The 23,678-nt window shown below is 73.1% G+C and carries 13 protein-coding genes and 1 pseudogene; 6 read left to right on the top strand and 8 right to left on the bottom strand.

Translation table 11 applies throughout. The annotated features are described in order from the left end of the window. The first annotated feature begins 3 nt into the window (after positions 1-3). Positions 4-3,126 (top strand): GH92 family glycosyl hydrolase, encoded by a 3,123-nt coding sequence (locus tag BMW99_RS17170; RefSeq protein ID WP_075017079.1) that lies wholly within the window; start codon positions 4-6, stop codon positions 3,124-3,126. A 141-nt stretch (positions 3,127-3,267) separates the two neighbouring features. On the opposite strand, the gene BMW99_RS17175 is transcribed toward BMW99_RS17170, so the two are convergent. Both BMW99_RS17175 and BMW99_RS17180 read right to left on the bottom strand, forming a co-directional pair. Then, positions 3,268-6,102, bottom strand: a complete 2,835-nt coding sequence (locus tag BMW99_RS17175) for a discoidin domain-containing protein (protein ID WP_245791500.1) — start codon at positions 6,100-6,102, stop codon at positions 3,268-3,270. Between the two features lie 253 nt (positions 6,103-6,355). Next, positions 6,356-7,309, bottom strand: coding sequence for an alpha/beta fold hydrolase (locus BMW99_RS17180; protein WP_245791501.1), 954 nt, complete (start codon positions 7,307-7,309; stop codon positions 6,356-6,358). A gap of 180 nt (positions 7,310-7,489) precedes the next feature. Between BMW99_RS17180 and BMW99_RS17185 the strand changes: the two genes are divergently transcribed. Together BMW99_RS17185 and BMW99_RS17190 are read left to right on the top strand one after the other, a co-directional pair. After that, positions 7,490-8,290, top strand: coding sequence for a helix-turn-helix domain-containing protein (locus tag BMW99_RS17185; RefSeq protein ID WP_079176099.1), 801 nt, complete (start codon positions 7,490-7,492; stop codon positions 8,288-8,290). 179 nt (positions 8,291-8,469) lie between these two features. Continuing rightward, positions 8,470-12,465, top strand: coding sequence for an Ig-like domain-containing protein (locus BMW99_RS17190; RefSeq protein ID WP_143080543.1), 3,996 nt, complete (start codon positions 8,470-8,472; stop codon positions 12,463-12,465). A gap of 94 nt (positions 12,466-12,559) precedes the next feature. Here the strand turns inward: BMW99_RS17190 and BMW99_RS17195 are convergent, their stop codons facing one another. Both BMW99_RS17195 and BMW99_RS17200 read right to left on the bottom strand, forming a co-directional pair. After that, positions 12,560-13,108 (bottom strand): hypothetical protein, encoded by a 549-nt coding sequence (locus BMW99_RS17195; protein ID WP_143080544.1) that lies wholly within the window; start codon positions 13,106-13,108, stop codon positions 12,560-12,562. Positions 13,109-13,241: 133 nt separating this feature from the next. Further along, complete coding sequence (locus BMW99_RS17200; RefSeq protein WP_069465153.1) at positions 13,242-14,747, bottom strand: alkaline phosphatase family protein; 1,506 nt, start codon at positions 14,745-14,747, stop codon at positions 13,242-13,244. Between the two features lie 315 nt (positions 14,748-15,062). Between BMW99_RS17200 and BMW99_RS17205 the strand changes: the two genes are divergently transcribed. After that, on the top strand, positions 15,063-18,623 hold the full coding sequence (locus tag BMW99_RS17205) for an alpha-N-acetylglucosaminidase TIM-barrel domain-containing protein (protein ID WP_141726260.1): 3,561 nt from the start codon (positions 15,063-15,065) through the stop codon (positions 18,621-18,623). A 58-nt stretch (positions 18,624-18,681) separates the two neighbouring features. On the opposite strand, the gene BMW99_RS17210 is transcribed toward BMW99_RS17205, so the two are convergent. From BMW99_RS17210 to BMW99_RS17220, 3 genes are all read right to left on the bottom strand, one after another. Beyond that, positions 18,682-19,041, bottom strand: coding sequence for a DUF6204 family protein (locus tag BMW99_RS17210; protein WP_075017083.1), 360 nt, complete (start codon positions 19,039-19,041; stop codon positions 18,682-18,684). Positions 19,042-19,050: 9 nt separating this feature from the next. Further along, positions 19,051-19,947, bottom strand: a complete 897-nt coding sequence (locus BMW99_RS17215) for a DUF427 domain-containing protein (protein ID WP_075017084.1) — start codon at positions 19,945-19,947, stop codon at positions 19,051-19,053. A 72-nt stretch (positions 19,948-20,019) separates the two neighbouring features. Beyond that, positions 20,020-20,892 (bottom strand): alpha/beta fold hydrolase, encoded by an 873-nt coding sequence (locus BMW99_RS17220; protein ID WP_069461800.1) that lies wholly within the window; start codon positions 20,890-20,892, stop codon positions 20,020-20,022. Between the two features lie 158 nt (positions 20,893-21,050). On the opposite strand from BMW99_RS17220, the gene BMW99_RS17225 reads away from it, so the two are divergent. After that, complete coding sequence (locus BMW99_RS17225; protein WP_069461799.1) at positions 21,051-21,602, top strand: CGNR zinc finger domain-containing protein; 552 nt, start codon at positions 21,051-21,053, stop codon at positions 21,600-21,602. An 82-nt stretch (positions 21,603-21,684) separates the two neighbouring features. Here BMW99_RS17225 and BMW99_RS17230 read toward each other — a convergent pair. Beyond that, a pseudogene (locus tag BMW99_RS17230) lies at positions 21,685-22,809 on the bottom strand (universal stress protein); the annotation flags it as partial. 211 nt (positions 22,810-23,020) lie between these two features. Between BMW99_RS17230 and BMW99_RS17235 the strand changes: the two are divergent. Continuing rightward, on the top strand, positions 23,021-23,530 hold the full coding sequence (locus BMW99_RS17235) for a universal stress protein (protein ID WP_069461798.1): 510 nt from the start codon (positions 23,021-23,023) through the stop codon (positions 23,528-23,530). Positions 23,531-23,678: the final 148 nt, after the last annotated feature.

Genomic DNA, 23,678 nt, shown 5'->3' on the forward strand with positions numbered 1-23,678 from the left:
GTCATGGGACGACGACTTCGCGGCAGATGGAGCAGACTCGCCACGGTGGTCGCGGTGTTCGCGGCCTGCGCGGCGACGGCGCCGGCGGCGGTGGCCGCGGACGGCGGCACCGTGCACACGGTGAAGGACCCCACGGGGTACGTCAACGCGTTCATCGGCACGAAGAAGGGCGCGGACTGGGAGAACACGTTCCCCGGTGTGACCGCGCCCTTCGGCATGATGCAGTTCAGTCCGGACACCACCTCCGGCGGCACCGGATACAACTACGACGACAGCGCGGTCCGCGGCTTCAGCCTCGACCACTTCTCGGGCGGCTGTTCGTCGTTCGGCGACATCCCGGTGCTGCCGGTGACCGGCGCGATCGGCGACGACCCGGCCGCCCGCACCGAGCACTTCTCGCACGACGAGGAGCACGCGGCCCCCGGCTCGTACGCGGTGCACCTCAAGGACTCCGACGTGCAGGTGCAGCTCGGGGCGACCGAGCGCACCGGCATCGCCCGGTTCCGCTATCCGGCGGGCAGCCAGGCGCAGGTGCTGGTCAAGTCCGGCACCAGCCTCGGCGGCGACATCAAGGCCCAGGTGCAGGTCGTCAACGACCACGAACTGGCGGGCACCACCACGCCGCACGGCCTGTGCAACAACAGCCAGTACACGATGTACTTCGACATCGTCTTCAGCCGGCCCTTCACCGCGCACGGCACCTGGCAGGGCGGCGCGGTCACGCCCGGCGCGTCCAGCGCGGAGGGCTCAGGCTCCGGCGCGTACCTGACGTTCGACACATCCGAGGACAGCGCCGTCACCGCCAAGATCGGCATGTCGTACGTGAGCACCGCGGGTGCGGCACTCAACCGCGCGGCCGAGATCCCCGGCTGGGACGTCGGCCGGGTGCAGGCGCGGACCCGCGACGACTGGCGCGAGGCCCTGCGCAAGGTGGCGGTGGGCGGCGGCACCGAGGACCAACTGAGCGTCTTCTACACCTCGCTGTACCACAGCCTGCAGTCGCCGAGCGTGTTCAACGACGTCGACGGCCGCTACACCGGCTTCGACGGCGCGATCCACCAGGTGCCGAAGGGCCACACCCAGTATGCGACGTTCTCCGACTGGGACATCTACCGCTCGCTGGCCCCGCTGCAGACCATGCTCTACCCCGACCGCGCGGGCGACATGGCCAACTCCCTGCTCCGGGACGCCCAGCAGCAGGGCGGCTGGTGGCCCAAGTGGCCGTCGCAGAACATGACCGGCAACGTGATGAACGGCGACAACGGCGTGCCGCTGTTCGCCCAGTACGTGGCCTTCGGCGCGACGGGCGTGGACATCCGCGACGCCCTGCCGATCATGGAGAAGGCCGCCAACCACGCGGAGAAGGTGGGCTGGGGCTGGGTGGAGCGGCCGGGCGTCGAGGACTACGTCCGTCTGGGCTACGCCCCCAACAACGCGACGTCGCAGGGCGACCACGGACTCCAGGGCGCCTCGGAGACCCTGGAGTGGTCGCTCGACGACTTCACCATCTCCCGACTGGCCGCGGCCGTGGGCGATCACGCGACCGCCGACACGTACGCGCGGCGCGGCCAGAACTGGCAGAACATCTTCGACCCGAGCACCGGCTACCTGCGGCCCCGTGACGACAACGGCGCCTTCCCGGCCGGCCCCGGCTTCGTGACGCCGCCCGCCGGCGCCTTCGGCCAGGACGGCTACGACGAGGGCAACGCCGCGCAGTACGGCTTCTCGGTGCAGCAGGACATCGCCGGCCTGGTCACTGCCATGGGCGGGCCGGCGCAGGCGATCCCGCGCCTGGACGAGTTCTTCTCGCAGCTCAACGCGGGCGGCAACGCGCCCTACGACTGGGCGGGCAACGAGATCGACACCACCGCCCCCTGGGTCTACGACTACGTGGGCCAGCCCTGGAAGACCCAGGAGGTCACCCGGCGGTTCGAGAACGAGCTGTTCACCACGGCGCCCGACGGGCTGCCCGGCAACGACGACAACGGCGCGCTGTCCTCGGAGTACGTGTGGGCGGCGCTCGGCATGATGCCCGCTACGCCCGGCACTCCGGCCCTCGCGCTGAACAGCCCGCTGTTCAGGAAGTCCGTGATCAGCCTCGGCAACGGCCGCACCATCACCGTCGACGCGCCGAAGGCCGCCACGGGCGCGCCCTACGTGACCGGCATGACGCTCGACGGCCGCCGCTACGAGTCCACGGCCCTGCCCGCCTCGTTCGCCACCCGCGGCGGCGCCCTCGCCGTGGACCTGTCGGCGACGCCCGACACGCGGCGCGCCACCGCGCCGCAGGACGCCCCGCCCTCGTACCGCGACCACGAGGTGCCCGCCGTGGGCTACCTGACGCCCACCGGCACGCAGGTGCTGCCGGGCGGCAGCTCCCTGCCCGCCACCGTCGGCGTGTCGTCGCTGGCGGGGAAGGCCGGGACCGTGCGCTGGACCGCGGCCTCCGACACCCCGGGCGTGACCGTCACCCCGTCCTCCGGCACCCTCGACCTGACCGGCGGCCGCACCGCGCAGGTCCCCGTCACCATCGGCGTCGCCACCGGCACGCCCTCCGGCTACCACCCGGTGAAGGTCTCCTTCACCACCGCGTCGGGCGTGGCGCTGCCCGGCGGCGCGGTCAACGTCACCGTGCCCGCCGCCGACGCCACCGCCACCGCGTGCGACACCCTCGGCAGCACCGATACCGAGTGCGGGCTGCGACTGCGGGACAACGGTGACGGCCACACCCTGCCCGTCACCGTCGGCGGCCGGCCGGGCCGCTCCACCACCGACGGCTCGCCGTACGCGTACTTCGACGTCGACAACTCGATCGTGCCCGGCGGTGGCCCCTACCACGCGACCGTCACGATCGACTACTTCGACCACGGCACGGGCAACTGGACCCTGCAGTACGACGCGGTCGGCAACACGTACAAGAACTCCGCGCCCGTGGCCAAGACCGGTACGGACACGTGGAAGACCGCCACCTTCACGGTGGACGACGCGGCCTTCCACAACGGGGAGAACGCCGGCACCGACTTCCGTGTGGCCAACGGCGGCGACACCGGCACCCTGGGCCGGGTGCACGTCACGGTGAGCGGCGGCAACGTGCTGGCGCTGCACCTGTGCCCGGACGACCAGTGACACGGTGAAGGTGGCTCCGCCGGCGGATGTCAGGGGCGTCCGCCGGCGGAGCCGGTTCCCGGGGAGGGAGGAGGGAAGGTCAGCGGGATCCGGACCGTCGGCCGCCCGGAAGGGCCGGACCGGTCGGACCGGTCGGACCGGTCAGCTGTTCCAGACCTGGAACTCGGACAACTGCCCAGCCGGCCAGCCCGTGTTCGCGGTGATGTTCAGCCGCAGGTAGCGCTGGCTGGTGGCGGGGAAGGTGATCGTGACGGTGTTCCCGGACGCGGGGTCGAAGGTGTAGGCCCCCGAGGCCCTGACGGTGCCGAACGTGGTGCCGTCGGTGCTGCCGAGGACGGACAGCGTCTGGGTGCGTGCGCCCCAGCCCGCGGGCAGTTGCAGCACGACCCTGGACACGGTCGCCGCCGAGCCGAGGTCGACCTGGATCCACTGCGGGAACGCGTTGTTGGCGCTCTCCCAGTAGGTGGACTGGGAGCCGTCCGTGGTGTTGGAGGACGGGTAGACGTCGGTGTGGCTGGACTCGCTCGTCGGCCGCCCGGCGGCGAGGTCGGTCTTCGGGGCGCCGCCGTTCGCCGTGAACGTCAGGGAGTTGGCGTTCCAGCCGCCGTTGTCCTGGTTGACGGTGAGTACCTGCCGGCCCGCGGGCAGGGTGACGGTGGTGGTGGCCGTGGCCCACGTCTGCCAGTCGCCGGTGGCCGGCAGGGCGACGGCGCCGCTGAGGTTCGCCCCGGACGCGTCCGACAGGTGCAGGGCGTCCGCGACGGCCGAAGGGGCCGCGACGCGCAGGCCGACCGTGTAGGTGCCGGCCTGGGCGACGTTCACGGTGTAGCGGAACCACTGCCCGCTTCCGCTCCAGCCCACGTCGTAGCCGCCACCGGTGTCGGAGGTCGTCTCCAGGTCGACGCCGTCCGCGCGGTAGCCGTTGGCGTTGCCGTTCACGCTGCTGACGTCGTAGGCCACGCCCTGGCCGCCGGTGTCGTAGTTCTCCGCCTGGACGGTGCCGGGCACGGCCGCGGCGGTCCCGCCGTAGGGGCCCTCGGGAGCGGCCGGTTCCCAGGTGTTGCCGCTGAGCGTCGCGGTGAAGCCGCTGGAGTCGTTCACGAACGCGGTGGCCCCCGCGTGCAGGCCGCCGACGGTGTTGCCGGTGATCGCCGCCGAGCCGGTGGGAGCGGGATAGAACGGCGGTGAGATCGCGATGCCGTTGCGGCCGGGGTCGGTGACCGTGTTGTTCTGCAGCAGCGTGTTGGTGGAGGTGGAGAAGCCGATCCCGTCGTACAGCGAGTCGACGACCGTGTTGCCGGTCGCGGTCACGTGGTCGACCGTCCCGGTGTTCTGCCCGTCGCCGCCGTTGCCGATGTGCAGGGCCGGCTGACCCTGGCCGTAGGCGTTGCCGCCGGAGCGGACGACGGTGTTCCCGGAGACCGTCGCGGACAGCAGATCGCTGCCGTTGACGCCGAACCTTCCGGCGCCCAGCCCGATGTAGCGGGCGGTGTCGGCGATGTAGTTGCCGGACACGTGGTGGCCGCTGCCGCCGTAGATCCCGATGCCCTTCCCGCCCCATGGCGCGATCGACGTGTTGCCGGTGACGGTGATGTTCGTCATCGGGTTGTAGAAGGTCTGCGAACCGTCGCCGTTGGTGTTGTAGTGCACCGAGTTGACGGCGATGGCGTCGTCCCCGGTGCCGCGCACGAAGTTGTTCGTGACGGTCAGGTCGTTGCCGGTGTCGGCGCCGAGAGAGACGTTGTTGACGTTGATGCCGTCCGCCCAGACCGACGTCAGCCGGCTGTTGCGGACGGTGCCGCCGGTCCCCGAGGCCCAGAAGCCCGACATGGTGTGCTGCGTCCAGATGCCGTCGGCCACCCAGTTGGTGCCGGTGGTGTCCATGGCGCCCCCGTCGCCGCCGACGGTGCTCCTGCTGACCGCGTCGGCGTCGATGTGGAAGTTCTGGACGGTGCAGGAGGTCACGTCGAACAGCGCTGCCAGCGGCGTGCTGTTGGGCACCGTAACGTCACGGTAGACGGTGCTGTACCACAGGCCCGCGCCCGCGATGGTGATCCCCTGGGCGGTCAGGCCGGCCGTGCCCTTGACGTAGAAGGTGCCCTGCGGGATCCACAGGATCTTGCCCTGCGCCTGCGCCTGGTTGATGCAGTTCTGGATGGCGGCCCTGCTGTCCACGGACTGCGGGTCGGCCGCGCCGTTGGTGGGGGCGGGGTCGGACACGGCCCCGCAGCTGGTGATCGAGAGCGAGTTCGCCGGCTGGGCGAGCGGCGCCGGCGGGTTCTCCACGTCCACGGAGTCGATGTCGTAGGACGACGCGCTGTTGGCGGCGTCCTTCTGCAGGGAGAAGGTGGCGCCGGCGGGGATCGGGGTGCCGGTGACGAAGGTGTGCGCCTCGTCCCAGAAGACCCGCGGGTCGCCGTCGGCCGGGTTCTGGTCGTCGCTGGTGTTGTAGTTGTTGTTGCCCTCGTACACCCAGGACTGCTTGGAGTTGAGGTCGAGGGCCTGCCGGAAGACGCCGTTGACGTAGAGGTCGAGGGTGGCGGTGGTGCCGCCACCGGACGGCGAGTCCGGGATGCTGGCGCGGACGTTGAGGAAGCTGATGGGCCCGCCTGTGCCGTTCGTCCACCGCACCGAGTCGCCGGTGGAGCCCAGGTGCACGTAGGCGTGGCCGGAGGCTTCGAGGGCGGCGCTGGAGTACTGAGTGGCGGGCGGCGACGTCAGCGAGGTCACGGTGGCGGCGCCGCCGGCGGTCCCGGCCTCGCCCTCGTAGGTGGTGAACGGGACCGTCGCTCCCGCCGCGGCGGGGGAGGCCGCCGCGGTCGCCCGCGGTGCGGATCCGGGCTCGGGCGTGCGGTGGGACGCGGCGGTCGCGGGGACGGCGGCCAGGCACAGTGCCGCGACCGCGGCGAGCGCGGTCGCCGCGGATCTGCGCCCGGTCGTGCCGAGGCCGCGCGAACGTGGGGGGATCGCCCGCATCTGATGCTCCTTCAGGAACGTGGGAAACCGGCGCCCCGACCGTACAGACCGCCTGTGAGGCCCGCAAGGTTCCGTGCACTGTAAGAAAATTCCCCGCACAATGTTGGAAGTTCGCGCCACTGTCGGGGAGTTGAGGGCGGGCGCGGGCGTGACCGGCCCGGCGTCAGGGCCCGGCGTCAGGTCGCGGCGCTGGCGCGGAGGCCGCGGAAGAAGGGTCCGCTCGCCCCGGCCGGCCCGCGAGGCGCCGCGGGGTTCAGCCCGCCGGCGAGCCGCCGGTCCGGTGGAGCGCGGCGAAGGCCAGCATCAGGTCCGCGGTCCGCCGCGGGTCCTCGATGATCGGCGTGTGCCCGGAGCCGGGCACGGCCCGCACGTCGGCGCCGGGGACGGCGCGGTAGTCCGCGAACGAGGCGGGCCGCCAGCGCCGGTCCTGGTCGCCGAAGAGCACCTGCACCGGCGTGCCGAGGGCGATCAGCCGGTCCGGTACGGGCTTCAGGCCCAGATACGCGAGCGAGCCTCCCATCGCCGCGCCGACCGCGCGGATCCTGATGCCCCGCAGCTCGTCGACGAGTTCCTGGGGGATGCGGAAGCCGTTGCGGAACGCGCTGCTCGCGAAGCCGCGGAGCTGCTCGTCGGACGGCGGCCACTGAGCGGGGTCGATGGCGGCGGACTCCGGCGCGAGGTACGCGCCGGTGCTGGGCCCGGTGTTGACGAGGACGAGCGCGGACACCAGGCCGGGACGCTTCTCGGCGAGCGCCACGGCGGTGTAGCCGCCGCTGGAGTGCCCGGCCACGACCGCGCGGTCGACGCCCAGCAGGTCGAGCGCCTGGCCGACGGCGGCGGCCTGCTCCTCGACCGCGTAGTCCCCGCCGGCCGGTTCGCCCGAACTGCCGTGACCTGGCAGGTCGATCCGGACGACGCGGTGGGACGAGGTGAGCAGCGGGACCAGCGCGGACCAGGCGCCGGCCGACGAGGCGGAACCGTGAACGAGGACGAGCGCGGGGGCGTCACGCGGGCCGTCCAGGCGGACGTGGACCTCGCCCGCGTCCAGCGCGAGGACGGCGTCCTGGGCGTCCTCGGCGTGCGACCGGTCCGCGCTGACCGGGGTGTCCGGAGCGTTCGGAACGTTCGGGGCGTCCGCGGCTGCCGCCGCGGTCCGGGCGGCTGCGTCGGGATGCGGCGGCATGGCGGGCGGTTCGGGAGGAGTCATGAGCCCACTGTGGAGGCCGGCCCGCCGGCCCGGCTTGGACGAATGTTCCGCCGAACGACTCCGCGCGGCGGTCCGTCTTCCTAGCATGGACGGGTGGGGTCCACCGCGGGCGAGCGGGCCGATCCGGCTGCGTGGGACGTCGCCCGTCCCCGGCGGCCCAGCCGGGTGGCCGGTGTCGACATGGCCGCGTTCGAGGTCCCCGGCCGGATCGAGGGCGGCCTGCGGGTGGTACCGCACCCCGCCGTGATGCTGGTCCTGCTGGTCGGGACGGGCCGGGCCGGCGTGGACGACGGGGCGGGCCGGCGGCTGCGCCGGAGCCTGGTCGCCGGACCGGGGTTCGGCTCCGGCGGCGCGGTCCGGGCCTGGGGCGAGGACGTCACGTGCCTCCAGGTGCGCCTGTCGCCGGTGGCCGCCCGCGCCGTGCTGGGCGCGAGTCCCGCGGACCTGGCGGGCGGGATGGTGGCACTCGACGACCTGTGGGGCCGCGACGCGGCGCGGATCGGCGCGCAGCTCGCCGAGACCCCCACGTGGGAGGGGCGTTTCGCGCTCGCCGAGGCGCTGGTCGCGCGCCGCGTGCGGGCCGCGCGGGCCGCGGTGGATCCGGAGGTCGCCTGGGCCTGGGAGCGGATCGCCGGCAGTCGCGGCCTCGTGCGGGTCGAGCAGGTCGCCGCCGACGTCGGCTGGAGTCGCAGGCGCCTGTGGTCGCGGTTCCAGGCCCAACTCGGCCTGCCGCCCAAGCGCGCCGCGACGCTGGTGCGCTTCGACCATGCCGTGCACCGCCTGGCGGCCGGTGACGGCACGGCCCGAGTGGCCGCGGACGGTGGGTACTTCGACCAGTCCCACCTGCACCGCGACGTCATGGCGTTCGCCGGTGTGACCCCCGCGACCGTCGCGGGCGAACCGTTCCTGACGATCGACGACGTGGCCTGGCCGGCCTCCGGGCGGCTGCACACGGGCCCCGCCGCGCCGCGCCGCAACTGATTCGGGTTGGTCCGCGCCGAAGTCTTTACATCGCCAACGGGCAGCGACTACAACGTCATTCGTCCGATGTTAGGTATGCCGCATCCCCCCATGTGCCCGCTGAAGGCGACAGGGTTGTCGTCCGAGGGGTGATTCATCGGATCACACACTGTCGTGTCTCGTGAGCCCTGGAGGGCAGCGTGCAGAAGAACAGCCACCATCGTCGCGTCCGGCGACGGCGTGCCCTGGCCGTGTGGTCGGCGGCCCTGACCGCGGTGACCGGACTCGTCCTCGCCGACCCGGGAGCCGCCCGGGCGGCGGCGCCGGCGCCCGCGACCACCGCCTGGCAGCGCGGCGCCTTCGCGGTCGACCCGCTGGGCGTCGTCAGCCGCTCCGACCTCGTCCTCGGCGCCCCCAACTCCGCGCCCACCGCGTCCGTTCCGCTCGGCAACGGCTCGCTCGGCGTGGCCGCGTGGGCCGCCGGCGGGTTCACCGCGCAGCTCAACCGCTCCGACACCATGCCCGACCGCAAGTCGCCCGGCCAGCTCACCATCCCTGGGCTGTCGGTGATCTCGCACGCCGCGGACTTCTCGGGACGCCTCGACCTCACCGACGGCACCCTGCGCGAGTCCGGCGGCGGCATGGCGCTGAAGGCCTGGGTGGACAGCGGCAAGGACGAGCTGATCGTCGACGTGACCGGCGCCGACCCGCACGTCCCGCAGACCGCGTCCCTCAGCCTGTGGCAGGGACGCAAGCCCAGCGCCGCCGCTTCCGGCGCCCTCGGCACCCTCGCCGAGACCTGGACGGACACGGGCCCGCAGATCCCCAGCGGGAAGACCTTCGGCACCATGGCGGCGATCACCGCCGGCGGCCGCGACGTGGCCGCGTCCGTCGCGAGCCCCACCCAGGTCACGGTCGCCTTCGCGCCGCACGCCGACGGCAGCTTCCGCGTCGTGGTCGCCGCCCCCGGCTGGACCGGCGGTGACGCGGCCGCCACCGCGACCGCAACTATCGGCGACGACGCGACCGCCGCGGAACGGTCCCTGACGGTCGGCCAGGACCGGTGGTGGTCCCGGTACTGGACCCACACCGGACTCGTCGCGATGGACTCCGCCGACGGAAGCGCCGCGTACGTCGAGAACCTGCGCACGCTGTACCTCTACGAAGAGGCCGCGTCGATGAAGCAGGGCATCTACCCCGGCAGCCAGGCCGGCGAGGCCGACATGTTCGCGTGGAGCAGGGACCAGCAGACCTGGCAGCCCTCCGCCTACTGGCTCTGGAACCTGCGCACCCAGATCGCCGCGAACATGAGCAGCGGCAACTACCAGCTGAACACGCCCGTCTTCGACATGTACGCCGACGACCTGCCGCAGATCGAGGCGTGGACGAAGCAGCAGATGGGCGGCCGCCCCGGCATCTGCCTCCCCGAGACGATGCGGTTCAACGGCAACGGCGGCGACCCGGCCCCCGGCGCCAACGCCTCGTGCAGCGAACCGGGCAGCCCCAACTGGAACGCCCTCGACATCTCCAGCGGCCCCGAGGTCGCGCTGTACATGTGGGAGCAGTACCAGGCCACCGGCGACCACGCCGCCCTCGCGAAGTACTTCCCGTTCATCAAGGCCGCCGCGGTCTTCCAACTCGCTTACCAGAGCCTCGGATCCGACGGCCTGCTGCACGCGGACGCCAACGCGCACGAGACCCAGTGGGCGGTGCGGGACCCCACCACCGACATCGCGGTGGACCATGCGCTGTTCCCGGTCGTCGAGCAGGCCGCCCGGGTGATGGGCACCGACACGACCACGGACAGGGACCTGGTCGCGCAGGTGCGGAAGGCCGCCACCGAGATCCCGCCGTACCCGCGCACCGACCAGGCCACCCGCACCCAGTTGCTCAACCCGCACTACACGCGGGCCGAGACCGACGCGGCCGACGCCACCGGCAGCGACATCCTCGCCATCTCCTACGAGCCGGCCGCCGAACGCCGCAACGGCGAGAACATCGAACTCGAGCCGCTGTGGCCCTGGAACACCGTCAGCGACCAGGACCCGGGCCTGTTCGCGCTGGAGCAGCGCTCCTACGCGCACCGGCCGAACACCGGCGGCAACGACTGGTCGATGGACGCGATCGACGCCGCCCGGCTGCAGGACCCCGCCGAGGTCCGCGCCAAGCTGGTGTCCATCACCGAGTCCCACCAGGTGTATGCCAACGGGTTCGCCGACCTCGGCAGCAGCGTCGGCTACCAGCCGTACATCGAGCAGGAGTCGGGCGTCGCCACGGCCGTGAACGAGGCACTCGCCCAGGACTTCGACGGCATCATCCGGTTCGCCCCCGCCTGGCCGTCCGACTGGAACGCCAGCGGTACCGTCTACCTCCAGCACGGCACCAAGGCCGACGTGCAGGTGCAGGGCGGCACGCTGACCACCGCCGCGATCGAGGCCGGCGCCACCGGGACGCTGACGGTGAAGAACCCCTGGCCGGGCGGGCGTACCGAGGTCGTGGACGGCACCACCGGACACGTCGTCACGCCCGAGAGCGGCGCCGGGCTGCTCGCCGTGCCCGCCAAGGCCGGCCACTCCTACCTCGTCCAGCGCGCCGACGCGCCGACCACGGGGCTGCCGTTCGCCCGGGTCACCGGCACCCCCGCGGCCTCGGCCAAGCACCTGGGCGGCGTCCGGCTCGGCCTCGACCAGGTCGTCACCAGCGGAACCGCCACTGTCGGCACCGTCCTCGCGGGCACGGACCGCTCCTACGGCCTGACCCGCGTCGACGACCCCGCCTCGCCCGGCTCGGCCACCACCCCCGGCGACGTCGGCGGCCGGACCGCCCGCACCACCGGCAGCGGCACCGCCGGCAGCGACCTGTCCTTCGACGTGGCCGACGACACGGCGGCCACCGGTGGCTACCACGGCACGGTCCACGTCTCCTACTACGACTCCGGAACCGACCCCCTCGAGGTCCAGGTCGACGCCGGGCCCGCCGACCCGCACCACACGGCCGGCACCATCGCCCGGACCGGCAGCGACACCTGGAAGGGCGCCGACGTCGCCGTCGACACGGCGTGGTTCGGCGGGGACCAGGCCGCGGGCGCCGACCTGCGGCTGCACTCCGCGTCGCCGTTCAGCGTGCACAGCGCGGCGCTGACGGTGAGTGGCCCGTGGGTCGCCGACCGGCGGGCGTTCCCGCCCGCCCCCGCGATCGGCACCCCCGTGCAGGGCAGCACCCTGAAGCTCGCCGCTCCGGTCAGCGGCACCACCGTCCCGAACGGCGCGGTGACCGTGCACGAAGGCGCGAGCACGGTGTGCACGGCGACCGCCGACGACTCGGGCGCCTGGACGTGCTCGCCGGCCGGCGGGTTCACCGCCGGGCACCACAGCATCAGCGCGAGCACGGCCGACCCGAGCGGTCCGGTGGGCGACGCGTCGGCGCCCGTCGCCTTCAACGCGTCCGACCTGCCCCCGGGCACCGCCGTGGTCGGCGCCGTCGTCGGACCCGACGACCACGCCTACGGCATGAGCGAGGAAGAGCGGCCGTCCGGAGGCTTCGACGGACCCACCACCGCGTCCGTCATCGACGGCCTGACCGCCCGCACCAGCACCCAGAGCAACATCTACTTCGACATCGACGACTCGATCGCGCACGCCGGCTACTACGCCGCGACCTTCACCATCTCCTACTACGACCAGGGCGCCGGATCGTTCGCCGTGCACTACGACAACGGCTCGTCCGACCCCTACAAGTCCACCCAGTCGATCCCGCTGACCGGCACCGGCACCTGGAAGACGGCGACGGTCACCGCGGGCGACGCGTACTTCGGCGGGCTCCAGCACTCCGGCGCGGACTTCCGGCTGCGCAACGGCGGCGGCCAGGTCACCGTCCACAGCGTTTCGGTGCGCATCACCGGCGACGGAGTCGCCACCACCACCCCGTTCGCGCCGCCCGTCACCGTCACCGCACCGCAGGACGGCGCCACCGTCACCGCCACCCCCACCGTGGCCGGTACGGCCGAACCCGACGCCCGTGTCGCGGTCACCTCCGACGGCGCGGACCTCTGCACGGCCACCGCCGCCGACGACGGCACCTACTCCTGCACGCCCACCACCCCGCTCCCGCCCGGCCCCCACACCCTCGCCGTCACGGCGACCGACCCCACCGCCACCCCGTCCCCGCAGGCCACGATCCGCATCACGGTCCAGTAGCCGCACCGGCCGCAGTCGCGCGAACGGCCGGCACCCCGCACCAGTGCGGGGTGCCGGCCGTCGTGCGTGCCGGGCCGAAGGAAAAGGTGTGCCGTCAGGTACCCGGCGGACCCGCGTCGGTGGGCAGGGCGGCCGCCGCGGGATCCGCGGGAGACTTCCTGGACGAACCGCCGCCGCCGGGGATGTTGTCGATGTCGCCCCCGGCGCCCTCCAGGAGGCAGATCAGGGTCACGATCAGAGCGGCCACGCCGAGGACGAGGGCGCCGCACACGGCGGCGAGAGGGACGGCGACCAGGAGGGTCAGGCGGCGTTTCACGAACGGGCGGGCGAGCAGGACGCTGCCCAGCGCGAAGACGATCGCCCCCGCCGCCAGGATCGCGATGCCCTTCCGTTCGTGGGCGGACTCGTGCCACGCGAGTTTCACGGTCGTGACGGTGAGCAGGCCCCCGATGCTCTCGTGCTTGGCCCGCGACACCACGTAGGCGATCGGGCCGGCGAGCCCCACCAGCTGGAGGGCCAGTCCGCCGCTGATCCAGCGCGCCTTGTGGAGAACCGGCCGCAACCGGCCGCGTGCGTCCGCCGGTTCCACCGCCGCGTCCGTGGCCGGACCGGCACCTGTCCCTGATTCCGCCCCCGTGGTCATCGGGACAGCGTAGTGGACGCGCGCCCGGCCATCCCGCGGAAGCCGGGTGCCGGGTGCCGGGTACGGCGGGCCGGGACGCGACGGGCCGGAGCCGTCCGGGTGCGCGCACCCGGACGGCTCCGGCGTCCCCGCGTCAGGTGCGGGGGCGGTGGCCGCGCTCCTGGCGCGGCGGCGTCTGGGCGGCCGGGACCGAGGGCAGCGGCAGGTGCGAGGCCTCGTACTGGGCCAGGTTGTAGAGCCCGCCGGTCTGCGGCAGGCCGGGGGCCGGGCGGCGCGGCTCGGACATCCGCAGCGCCGACGTCAGGTCGCCGGTGGTGCGGCGCCGCCACTCGCTGATGTTGGGCTCGGCCACACCCGTCACCCGCTCCAGGAACTGCAGCACCGAGGTGTGGTCGAAGGTCTCCGACGCCACCCAGCCGCCCACCGTCCACGGCGAGACGATGACGCACGGCACGCGGAAGCCCAGGCCCACCGGCAGGTTCCCGCCGGGCACGCCCGTCGGCGAGGTCTTGGCGACGAACTCGCCGGCGGTCCCGGCGGGCGGTGTCGGCGGCACCACGTGGTCGAACAGGCCGTCGTTCTCGTCGTAGTTGAGGATGAAGACGGTCTTGGCCCAGGTCTCCGGGTTGGCGGCGACCGCGTCGATCTTCCCCGCCAGCCAGTTGGCGCCGGCCGCGGGCAGGCGTGCCGGGTGCTCGTCGTACAGGGACGGCGGCAGCAGCCAGCTCACCTTGGGGAGCGTGCCGTTGAGCGCGTCGTACTCGAACTGCCCGAAGGCGCTCTCGGCGATCGCCTTGTCGTACAGCGCGTCACCGGGCCGCGCCGTCTGGTACTGCTTCATGTTGGCGATCGGCGCCAGTCCCGTCGGGCCGCCGCCGGGACCGGTCGACGGCTCGTGGTAGATCTTCCAGCTCACGCCCGCCGCCTCGAGGCGCTCGGGATACGTCGTCCAGGTGTACGTGCCCTTGGCCGCGTTGTTGTCCAGCGCCGGACCGCCGGCCAGGCCGTCCGCGTCGATGGTTCCCGTCATGTGCATGTACCGGTTCGGGTGGGTGGGGCCCATCACCGAGCAGTGGTACGCGTCGCAGACGGTGAACGCGTCCGCCAGTGCGTAGTGGAACGGGATGTCCTCGCGCGTCAGGTAGCCCATCGTGTACGGGCCCTTGGCGTCGCCGTCCGCGTCGCGGTGCGCCGGCAGCCAGCTGTCCATCCGGCCGCCGTTCCAGGCGGTGTGCTGTGCCTGCCAGGCGTGGCTCAGCGAGGGTATCGCCATGGCCGCCGTGGTCCTGGAGTCCATGTGGTAAGGCAGCAGGTAGCCGTCCGGGTTGAGGCTGTCCGGCTGGTAGTAGACCGGGCGCCCGCCGGGCAGCCGCACCGCCCGCGGGTCCTCGAAGCCGCGCACGCCGGACAGGGTGCCGAAGTAGTGGTCGAAGCTGCGGTTCTCCTGCATCAGGATCACCACGTGCTCGATGTCCGACAGCGACCCGCCGGAGCGCGGCTCCGCGGCCGCCGCACGGCTGAGGTGGGGCGGCAGGACCGACGCGGCCGCGGTCAGACCGCCGACCGCGGCCGCGGCACCGAGCAGCCGCCGCCGGGTGGGTCCGGTCTGCGGGGCGTCGTCATGCGAGGCGTCGGACATCCGTCTTCCTTTCGCGGGCGCACGCCGTCAGGGACGGGCGAGCGGGTGAAGGGGCAGGGCAAGACTGCTCGACCCCCGGCACCCCCCGGGTGACAACTGGATGGCCACTACAAGAAGAAGCCCCGCCCAGTTCCCAACGACCCCACAGGTCACGGCCCGTGGCGTGGACCAATGACGGATCGGCAGTTCCGGCCGGGTACGCCCGCCCTCTGGCACTGCCGCCCCGACCCCGGTAAGAACCACGGGTCGGAGGTCAACTGCGCCCGTTCTCCGATGAGTTGGTTGCGTACGGTTTCCTCCGGATGAAGGAGATACGTGTCCAGACGCCCCTCTCCACCCCGTGCCGCGGGTGGCACGCCCGCGCTCCTCGGCGCGCTCCTCACCGTTCTCGCCGTGCTCGGCGCCCTCGTCGCCGGCTCGGCCGTCACCGCACCCGGCGCGGTCGCCGACATGGCCGGGTCGGCCGGCCCGTCACCCGCCACCTTCGACACCGCACCCGCCGCGGCCGCCATCACCCGGCTGATCGGCCCGCAACTCGCCGCACAGGTCACGCTGAAGGGCATCGACGCCGGCTCGGCCCAGGACCACTACCAGATCGAGGCCGACCGGGGCCGGGTGCTGATCAGCGGCACCACCCCCGCCACGCTCCTCGCCGGCTTCGGCACCTACCTGCGCACCGTCGCGCACGCCGACGTCTCCCTCGACGGCGACCAGCTGAACCTGCCGCGTCACCTGCCGCTGCCCACGGCGCCGCTCGCCGAAGCGGCCGACGTCACCCACCGGTTCGCCCTCAACGACACCAACGAGGGCTATGCCGGCCCTTATCTCGACTGGGCGCAGATGCAGCGCCGCATCGACGTGCTGGCCGTCGACGGAATCAACGAGGTCCTGGTCTACGAAGGCCAGGAAGCCGTCTACCAGCAGACGTTCGAGCAGTTCGGCTACTCCGCCGACGAGATGCGCGCGTGGATTCCACAGCCCGGCCACCAGCCGTGGTGGCTGCTGCAGAACATGTGCTGCCAGGGCAGCCCGATCAGCCAGCAGCTCATCGACCGCCGCGCGGTGCTGGGCCGCCGGATGACCGGCTACCTGCGGCAGCTCGGTATGACCCCGGTGCTGCCCGGCTACTTCGGTACCGTCCCCCCGCAGTTCGCCCAGAAGAACCCGGGGGCCGAGATCGTGCCGCAGGGCACGTGGAGCGGCTTCCCGCGCCCTGACTGGCTCAACCCGACGACTCCGCTCTTCGACCAGGTCGCCGACACGTTCTACGCCCAGCAGACGCGCATGTTCGGCGACAGCACCATGTACAAGATGGACCTGCTGCACGAGGGCGGGGTGGCGGGCGACGTGAACGTCGGCGACGCCTCCCGCGCGGTGCAGAACGCCCTCGACCGGGCGCACCCCGGTGCGATCTGGGCGATCCTCGGCTGGCAGAGCAACCCGCGCAAGGAGACCCTGGAAGCCGTCGACCGGTCCCGCATGCTCGTGCTCGACGGCAACTCCGACACCGCCTCCGCCGTCGACCGCGACCAGGACTACCTCGGCACCCCGTACGCCTTCGGCACCATCTGGGACTTCGGCGGCAACAGCAACATGGGCGCCGCCATGACCGTCTGGAACCAGAAGTTCCACGACTGGCTGGCCAGACCGGGCACGGCGCTCGACGGCATCGCGATGATGCCCGAGGCCGTCGACAACAACCCCGTCGCCGTGGCGTTCTTCACCGGCCTGGCCTGGCGGCCGGCCCCGGTGAACCTGGACGACTGGATGGCCGCGTACGCCACCTCGCGGTACGGCGCCGCCGACCCGCACGCGATCGCGGCCTGGCAGATCCTCGGCCGGTCCGCCTACACCTGGCAGCCGCCCAGCTCCGGGGCCAGATATCCCACCAGCCTGTTCGCCGTGCAGCCCAGCCTGCTGGCGAGCCAGGTCGCCCTCCCGTACGACCCGCGGGACATCCAGCACGCCCTCGACGAACTCCTGCGGATCAGCCCGCCGTTGAGGAACAGCACCGCGTACCGGCACGACGTCGTGGACGTCGCCCGCCAGGTGCTGGCCAACGACACCCGCACCCAACTGCCGCTGATCCGGCAGGCGGTCAGCGCCCACGACCTGGCGGGCTTCGAAGCGCTGGCGTCGCAGTGGATGACGAAGCTGAACCTGATGGACCGGCTCCTGGCCGGCGACGCCTCGACCCTGTTCGGCGCCTGGCAGAAGGACGCGGAGTCCTGGGCCGCCACACCGGCCGAGGCCAAGGCCCTCGCCTACGACCTGCGCACCCTGGTCACCGACTGGTCCGACCAGCACCCGATCCAGGACTACGCACGACGCGAGTGGAACGGCCTGGTCGGCGACTACTACGGCACCCGCTGGCGGATGCTGTTCGACGCGCTGGACAAGGGGCTGACGTCGGGCGACTCGGCGCAGCCCATCGACTGGCACGCCGTCGCGGCCGACTGGAACGCCAAGGACACGCAGTACCGCAGCACCCCCACCGGCGACGCCTACGGACAGGCGCAGCAGGTCGCCGCGTACCCCGCCGGCCACCTGGGGGCGACCGCCGACCCCAAGTCGGTCGCGCCCGGCGGGACCGTGCGGGTCACCGCGACCTTCACCAACGACAACATCCTGCGGGCCACCGACCCCGTGCAGTTCCGGCTGACCGCGCCCGCCGGATACACCGTCACCCCCGTGGACGGCTCCTCTCCGGCCGTGGCGCCCGGCGGCACGGTCACCACCGCGTGGGACGTCGCCGCCCCCGCCGATGCCGCGCCCGCCGACTTCGCGCACCTGACGGCGGCCGCGCACTGGACCTCCGGCGGCTTCACCGACTCCGTGACCGCCACCACCGACGCCGTCACGACCGGCCCGGTCGGCGATCCCTACCGCACCGCGTCCAGCGCCGCCGTCTCCTTCGGGCAGGACGGCGACACCTTCACCCTCGCCGGCGGCGGCGGCGACGTGGGCGCCACGACGGACCAGTACGGCACCGTCTACCTGCCGCGGTCGCTGGCGTCCGGCCAGGGCGTCAGCACCGAGGTGCTCGACCAGGACCGCAGCGGGCCCTGGGCCCGGGCCGGCCTCGTCGTGCGCTCCGACCTGTCCGTCCCCGGCAGCGCCGGCTACGCCGACCTCGCCGTCACGCCCGACCACGGCTGCGACTTCATGTGGGACTCCGACGGCAACGGGACCCTCGACCGCTACACCACCAGCGGAGGGTTCACCGCCGGCGGCCCGGTCCATCTCCGGATCACCCGCGACGGCGACACCGTGACCGGCTGGTGCAGCCAGGACGGCGCCGGCTGGGTCGTGGTCGGCTCCGCGCCCCTGCCCGGGGCGGCGACGGCGGAGGATGCCGGGCTGATGTTCACCGCGGCGAACGCAGGCACCCAACTCCTGGGCGCCGCACGCTTTCACGGTCTCACCACGGCGCCCTTCACCGCGCGGGACACCTCCGGCGACACCGTGCTGAGCCTGGGCGCGCCGACCACCGCGCTGTCCGCGGAGGCCGGCAGCCCGCCCTCCGCGGCGGTCGACGGCGACCACACCAACCGCACCTACTGGGGCAGCGGCATGGACAGCGGCGAGACCTGGTGGCAGGTGGACCTCGGCGCCGTCCACGACCTCTCGTCCGTCAACGTCCGCACCTACGTCGACGGCAAGCGCGCCTACACCTACACCCTGTCCGGCAGCACCGACGGCGTGCACTGGTCAGCCCTCGGCGGCAAGAACTCCACCGCGGCCGCCACCGACGCGGGCGACACCTTCACCCTCACCGCCGCGGCCCGCTACGTCCGTGTCACCGGTCTCAGCAACACCGCGAACTCGTCGTTCCACCTCAGCGAGGTCACCGTCACCGGCGTCCCGCTTCCCTGACCCGGGCCCCGCACGGCAGGGCCCGGGCCGCGACGGCCCGGGCCCTGCCGTGTGCCGGTCAGGAGGGGTGCCGGCCGGCGGCGCGGCGCTGGCGTTTGGCGAGGGGGGCCTGGGAGAGGTCCTCGGCCTGGGCGCGCAGGTTCTTGAAGGCGTAGCCGCGGTCGCTGAGCCAGCGGACCGCGGCGGACTCCGCGCGTTCCGTCGCGAGCAGGATGTCGGCCTCCTCCTCGCCGGAGTCCAGGAAGCGGAAGGTGAAGGCGGCCCGCGCGGCCAGGTCGTAGGTGAGGTGGCCCTCGGGGGTGAACGCGGCGGTCAGGATGTCGTGGTCCGCGGCGCGGGAGAGGAGGTCGGCGCGCTGCTCGGCGGTGAGGGCGTCGAAGACGCCGCGGACGGTGATGCGGAAGGTACGGGTGCTCACCGGCCGACCCTAACCGGCGGCCCGCCGCGGCTCCATCGGGTTTCCGACGGCGCCGCCCGCCTCCTCCGCGTCCAGGCCGCGGTCCACGCCGTGCGGGACGACGCCCTGGCCGGGTTCGGGCCGCAGCCGCACGCCGTCGAGGTGGACCTCGACCGCGTCCGGCTCGAAGGAGACCATGCCGCCGATGCGGTCCACCTCGCGGTACGCGTCGGGGTACGACCACGCGGCCCGGCGCGCGTCCCCGATGTCGTAGTAGTCGCACAGACCCTTGTACGGGCAGAAGGTCCGGCCCTCGACCGGACGCAGCCGGGTCTCGTCGATGTCGGTGCGCGGCACGTACCAGCGCGGCGCGAACCCCGACTCGAACAGCACGAGCGGGTGCTCGGAGCGGGCGATCGCCATCTCTCCGAGCCGGACCTCCAGCGTGCGGGACGTGGCGCGGATGTCGATGCGGTGGTACGGGTCCGCGGCGTGCCCGAGGATCCGCTCGTCCTCCTCGAAGAACGCGTCCATCGCCCGCCAGGCGAACGCGACGCGGCCCCGCAGCTCCGCCGCGTGCCCGGGCAGGGCCGTGAACTCCCAGGCCGAGCGTTCGGCCGTGTGCCCGCCGGCCTGCACCGCGTACCACGCCGTGTCCCCGAGGTCCTTGTGGTGGGTGACCTTGCCGCTCGGCACCAGCGCCTGCTCGGCGACGTCCCGGCCCGGAAAGTAGGCGACGGGGTAGCGGCCCGGCTCGTGCAGCAGCACCACGTCCTCGCTGTCGGCGACCCACGTGTCGTGGAACCGCACCCGCACACGGCGGCGCAGCGGCTCGGCGAACAGCAACCGCTCGGGCAGGGGGCCGGGCGTCAGGAAGTGCCCGACGGCGCCGGGGGAGAGGGGGCCCTGCTGCCATGACAGTCCCATGGCCGTTCCCTTCGGATGCGTGCCTGCGGGTGCGCGGGATCCCGCGCCGGCCCGCCGGAGGGCGTGGCCGCGTCAGGCGGCCAGGGCACGGCCCAGGAAGTCGCGCATGAGCGCCGCGATCTCGTCGAGGTGGCTCTCCAGGGCGAAGTGCCCCGACTCCAGCAGATGAACCTCCGCGGAAGGCAGGTCCTGCCGGAACGCCTCCGCGCCCGCCGGGCCGAAGATCTCGTCCCGGGCGCCCCAGGCGGCGAGCAGCGGCACCTGCGACTCACGGAAGTACCGGTGCACCCGCGGGTACAGGCCGACGTTCGTCGGGTAGTCGCGGAACAGGCCCAGCTGGATCTCGTCGTTGCCCGGCCGGTCCAGCAGCGCCTGGTCGTGGACCCAGTTGTCCGGGCTCACCAGGCTCGGGTCGGCGACCCCGTTCACGTACTGCCAGCGAGTGCTGTCCAGCGTCAGGGCGGTGCGCATCGCCGCCTCGGTCTCCGGCCGCGGGTCGTCGGTGTACGCGAAGACGCCGTCCCAGAACGGCTTCACGAAGCCCTCCTCGTAGGCGTTGCCGTTCTGCGTGACGATCGCGGTGACGCGCTCGGGGGCGCGGAGCGCCAGGCGCCAGCCGATGGGCGCGCCGTAGTCCTGCACGTACATCGCGAAGCGGTCGACGCCGAGTTGCCGGAGCAGGCCCTCGGTGACGTCGGTGAGTGCGTCGAAGGTGTACGGGAAGTCGGCCGGCGCCGGCATCGCGGACTGGCCGAAGCCGATGTGGTCGGGGGCGATCACGTGGTAGCGGTCGGCGAGTTCGGGGATGAGCCGGCGGAACATGTGCGAGCTGGTCGGGAAGCCGTGCAGGAGCAGCACGACGGGTGCCGCCGCGTCGCCGGCCTCCCGGTAGAAGACCTCCAGGCCGTCGACGGTCGCGGTGCGGTGGTGGATCACGGGAGTCATGGTTCTAACCCTTCTGCTCGACTTGACTGGTTACGTTTTCCAGTCGAGCATGGATGGGCTAACCTGTCAAGGTGGAATGAAGGGTTAGCGAGTGATCGGGTTCGTGTGATCGGGTTCGTGTAACCTGTCAACAGACTTCAGCGGGTTAGGAGGCGCGGGTGGCAACGGAACGCGAACAGCAGGACGCCCTGCTGGCGCTGCTCAACAGCACACCGGTCGTCGAGGGCGACCCGCGCGACGACCTGGCCGACCCGGCCGCGCGGAGGTCCTGGCAGCGGGCGCACGGCGGCACCGGCTCGGCGGCCGAGGGCCGCGCCCTCGTCGAGGCGCGCGACGCCCTCCAGTCCGTGGTGCGCGGCAGCAGCCCCGCCGCGTCCCTGACGCCGCTGCTGGCCGGCGTGACCTCACGGCCGCGCGCCACGCCCGAAGGCGTCGACTGGGAACTGGACGTTCCGGACGACCGTCGGCTGGCCGTCGACATCGTCATGGCGTGGAGCGCGGTACAGCGGACGATGCCGAGTCGGCTGCGGCCCTGCGCCAACGACGAGTGCCGGCTCTTCCTGCTGGACCGCAGCAAGACCAACAAGGGCCGCTGGTGCTCGATGGCGGTCTGCGGCAACCGCATGAAGGCGCGGCGCCACTACCAGCGGACACGCGAGGCGACGGCGGACGCGGCGGGCGGCGCGGCCGCGCGGGAGCCGGCGGAGTAGCCGCTCAGCACGGCGCGTCCTCGCCGTCCCCGCCGCCCTCCTCCGCCTCGTCGGAGCTCTCCGCGCCGCCCGACCTGCGGCGCAGCCACCGGCCGTGCGCGGCCTCGGAGTGCGTGACGACCAGGACGTCGATGTCGTCGCCCGAACCCTCGATGATCGTCTCGCCGATGCCCCGGCTGAGGAAGCGGTGCACGCGGCTGCGACGTGTCGCGCCGATCAGGATCTGGCTCGCGTTGACCTCGCGCGCGAAGTCCAGGATCACCCGGGCCGGGTCGCTGCCCGCGATCATGTGGCAGGTTCCGCCCAGCTCCTCCACCAGCTCCCGCTGCCGGGCCGGCAACCGCTGCGTGCGCGTGGCGAGCGCGTCGTCGGGCTCGACGTGCAGGGCGAGGAACTCGCCGCCCGCGCCCCGGGACGCGGTGCGCTTGGCCCGGCGGATGAGCGTGTCGCCCTCCGGCCCGCCCGAGAGGGCCACCAGCACGCGCTCCCGCGTCGCCCACGGCTGCTGGATGCCGTGGTCGTGCCGGTAGCGCAGCAGCGCCTCCTCGACGCGGTCGGCCGCCCACAGCAGTGCGATCTCGCGCAGGGCGGACAGGTTCCCGACCCGGAAGTAGTGGGCGAGCGCCAGCTCGACCTTCTCCCGCGGATAGATGTTGCCGTGCGCCATCCGGCGGCGCAGTGCCTCGGCCGACATGTCCACCAGCTCGATCTGGTCGGCGCCGCGGACCACGTCGTCCGGAACCGTCTCGCGCTGCTTGACGCCCGTGATGTGCGCGACGACGTCGTTCAGCGACTCCAGGTGCTGGATGTTGACCGTCGAGATCACGTGGATGCCCGCGGCCAGCAGCTCGTGGACGTCCTGCCACCGCTTCTCGTTGCGCGAGCCGGGGATGTTGGTGTGCGCCATCTCGTCGACCAGCGCGACACGCGGGTGCCGGGCCAGCACCGCGTCCAGGTCCATCTCCGTGAACGTGCAGCCGCGGTACTCCATCGTCCGGCGCGGCACGGCCTCCAGACCCTCGGCCATCTGCCGGGTCAGCGGCCTGCCGTAGTCCTCCATGTACGCGATCACGACGTCGGTGCCGCGTCCGGCACGCCGGTGCCCCTCGGCGAGCATGTCGTACGTCTTGCCGACCCCGGGCGCCGCCCCGAGGTAGACCCGCAGAGTGCCGCGCACCGCGACCACCCCTTCCGCGTCCTCTTCCATCGTCGTCCACCCGGGCGCGCCGTGGCACGTCAAGGCCACGTCAAGGCGGTGGCAGCCGCGCGTACGGATCGCGTCAGGACGCGGCCCGACCCGCCGCCGGAGGTGTTCGCTTGGGTCTGCGGCAGCGGGACGCAGGGCGCTCGGCGCACGGACGGCGAGCCGCACCGGCGGCGCGTCGGCGCGCCGCCGCATCGGAGAGGGAGCAGGCACTGTGGGACAGGGCGGGCGAGTCGTCGTCGGGGTCAGCGGATCACTGCAGAGCCTGACCGCGCTGCACCGGGGGGTGGAGGAGGCGCGGCGCCGGGGCGCCGAGCTTCTGGTCGTGCTGGCCTGGACCCCGCCGTGCGGAGAGCCGGCCCACCGCAGCGCGCCGTGGCCGCCGCTGCTGCAGGAGTGGGAGAAGTCGGCGGCCGGGCGGCTGGAGCAGGCGCTCACCGACGCGTTCGGCGGCTGTCCCACCGACGTGCCGGTCCGCCTGGTGACCGCGTGCGGGGAGACCGGCCGGGTACTCACCGAACTCGCCGACCGCCCCGACGACCTCCTCGTGATCGGCACCGGCCGCCACCGCCTGCTGCCGCGCCTCTTCCACGGTGGTGTGAGCCGTTACTGCCTCGCGCACGCCTGCTGTCCCGTGCTCGCCGTCCCCCCGTCCGAGCTGATGCGCGACCTCGGCCGCACCTCCCGGCTGCTCGGCGAGCTCCCCCTCGACCACGCGGCCTGACCCGCGTGACCGGGGCCGGGCGGCCCTCCACCGCTCCACGCCGGCCGCCCGGCCCTGAACGGGGCCTCACGGGCCCCTCTCGTGCCCGGACGTCGCCCACGCCTCGCGGTCCGGACCCGTCGCCGTGAGGGGGCCGGACCGCGAGGGA

The sequence above is a fragment of the Actinacidiphila rubida genome (assembly GCF_900110255.1).
GTDB classification, from domain to species: domain Bacteria; phylum Actinomycetota; class Actinomycetes; order Streptomycetales; family Streptomycetaceae; genus Actinacidiphila; species Actinacidiphila rubida.

What these genes read in the sequence shown, in the direction of transcription:
- BMW99_RS17175 (WP_245791500.1), bottom strand. Translation starts at nt 6,102, where the DNA reads ATGCGGGCGATCCCCCCACGTTCGCGCGGCCTCGGCACGACCGGGCGC.
- BMW99_RS17185 (WP_079176099.1), top strand. Translation starts at nt 7,490, where the DNA reads ATGGCCGCGTTCGAGGTCCCCGGCCGGATCGAGGGCGGCCTGCGGGTG.
- BMW99_RS17170 (WP_075017079.1), top strand. Translation starts at nt 4, where the DNA reads ATGGGACGACGACTTCGCGGCAGATGGAGCAGACTCGCCACGGTGGTC.
- BMW99_RS17180 (WP_245791501.1), bottom strand. Translation starts at nt 7,309, where the DNA reads ATGACTCCTCCCGAACCGCCCGCCATGCCGCCGCATCCCGACGCAGCC.
- BMW99_RS17195 (WP_143080544.1), bottom strand. Translation starts at nt 13,108, where the DNA reads ATGACCACGGGGGCGGAATCAGGGACAGGTGCCGGTCCGGCCACGGAC.
- BMW99_RS17200 (WP_069465153.1), bottom strand. Translation starts at nt 14,747, where the DNA reads ATGTCCGACGCCTCGCATGACGACGCCCCGCAGACCGGACCCACCCGG.
- BMW99_RS17220 (WP_069461800.1), bottom strand. Translation starts at nt 20,892, where the DNA reads ATGACTCCCGTGATCCACCACCGCACCGCGACCGTCGACGGCCTGGAG.
- BMW99_RS17215 (WP_075017084.1), bottom strand. Translation starts at nt 19,947, where the DNA reads ATGGGACTGTCATGGCAGCAGGGCCCCCTCTCCCCCGGCGCCGTCGGG.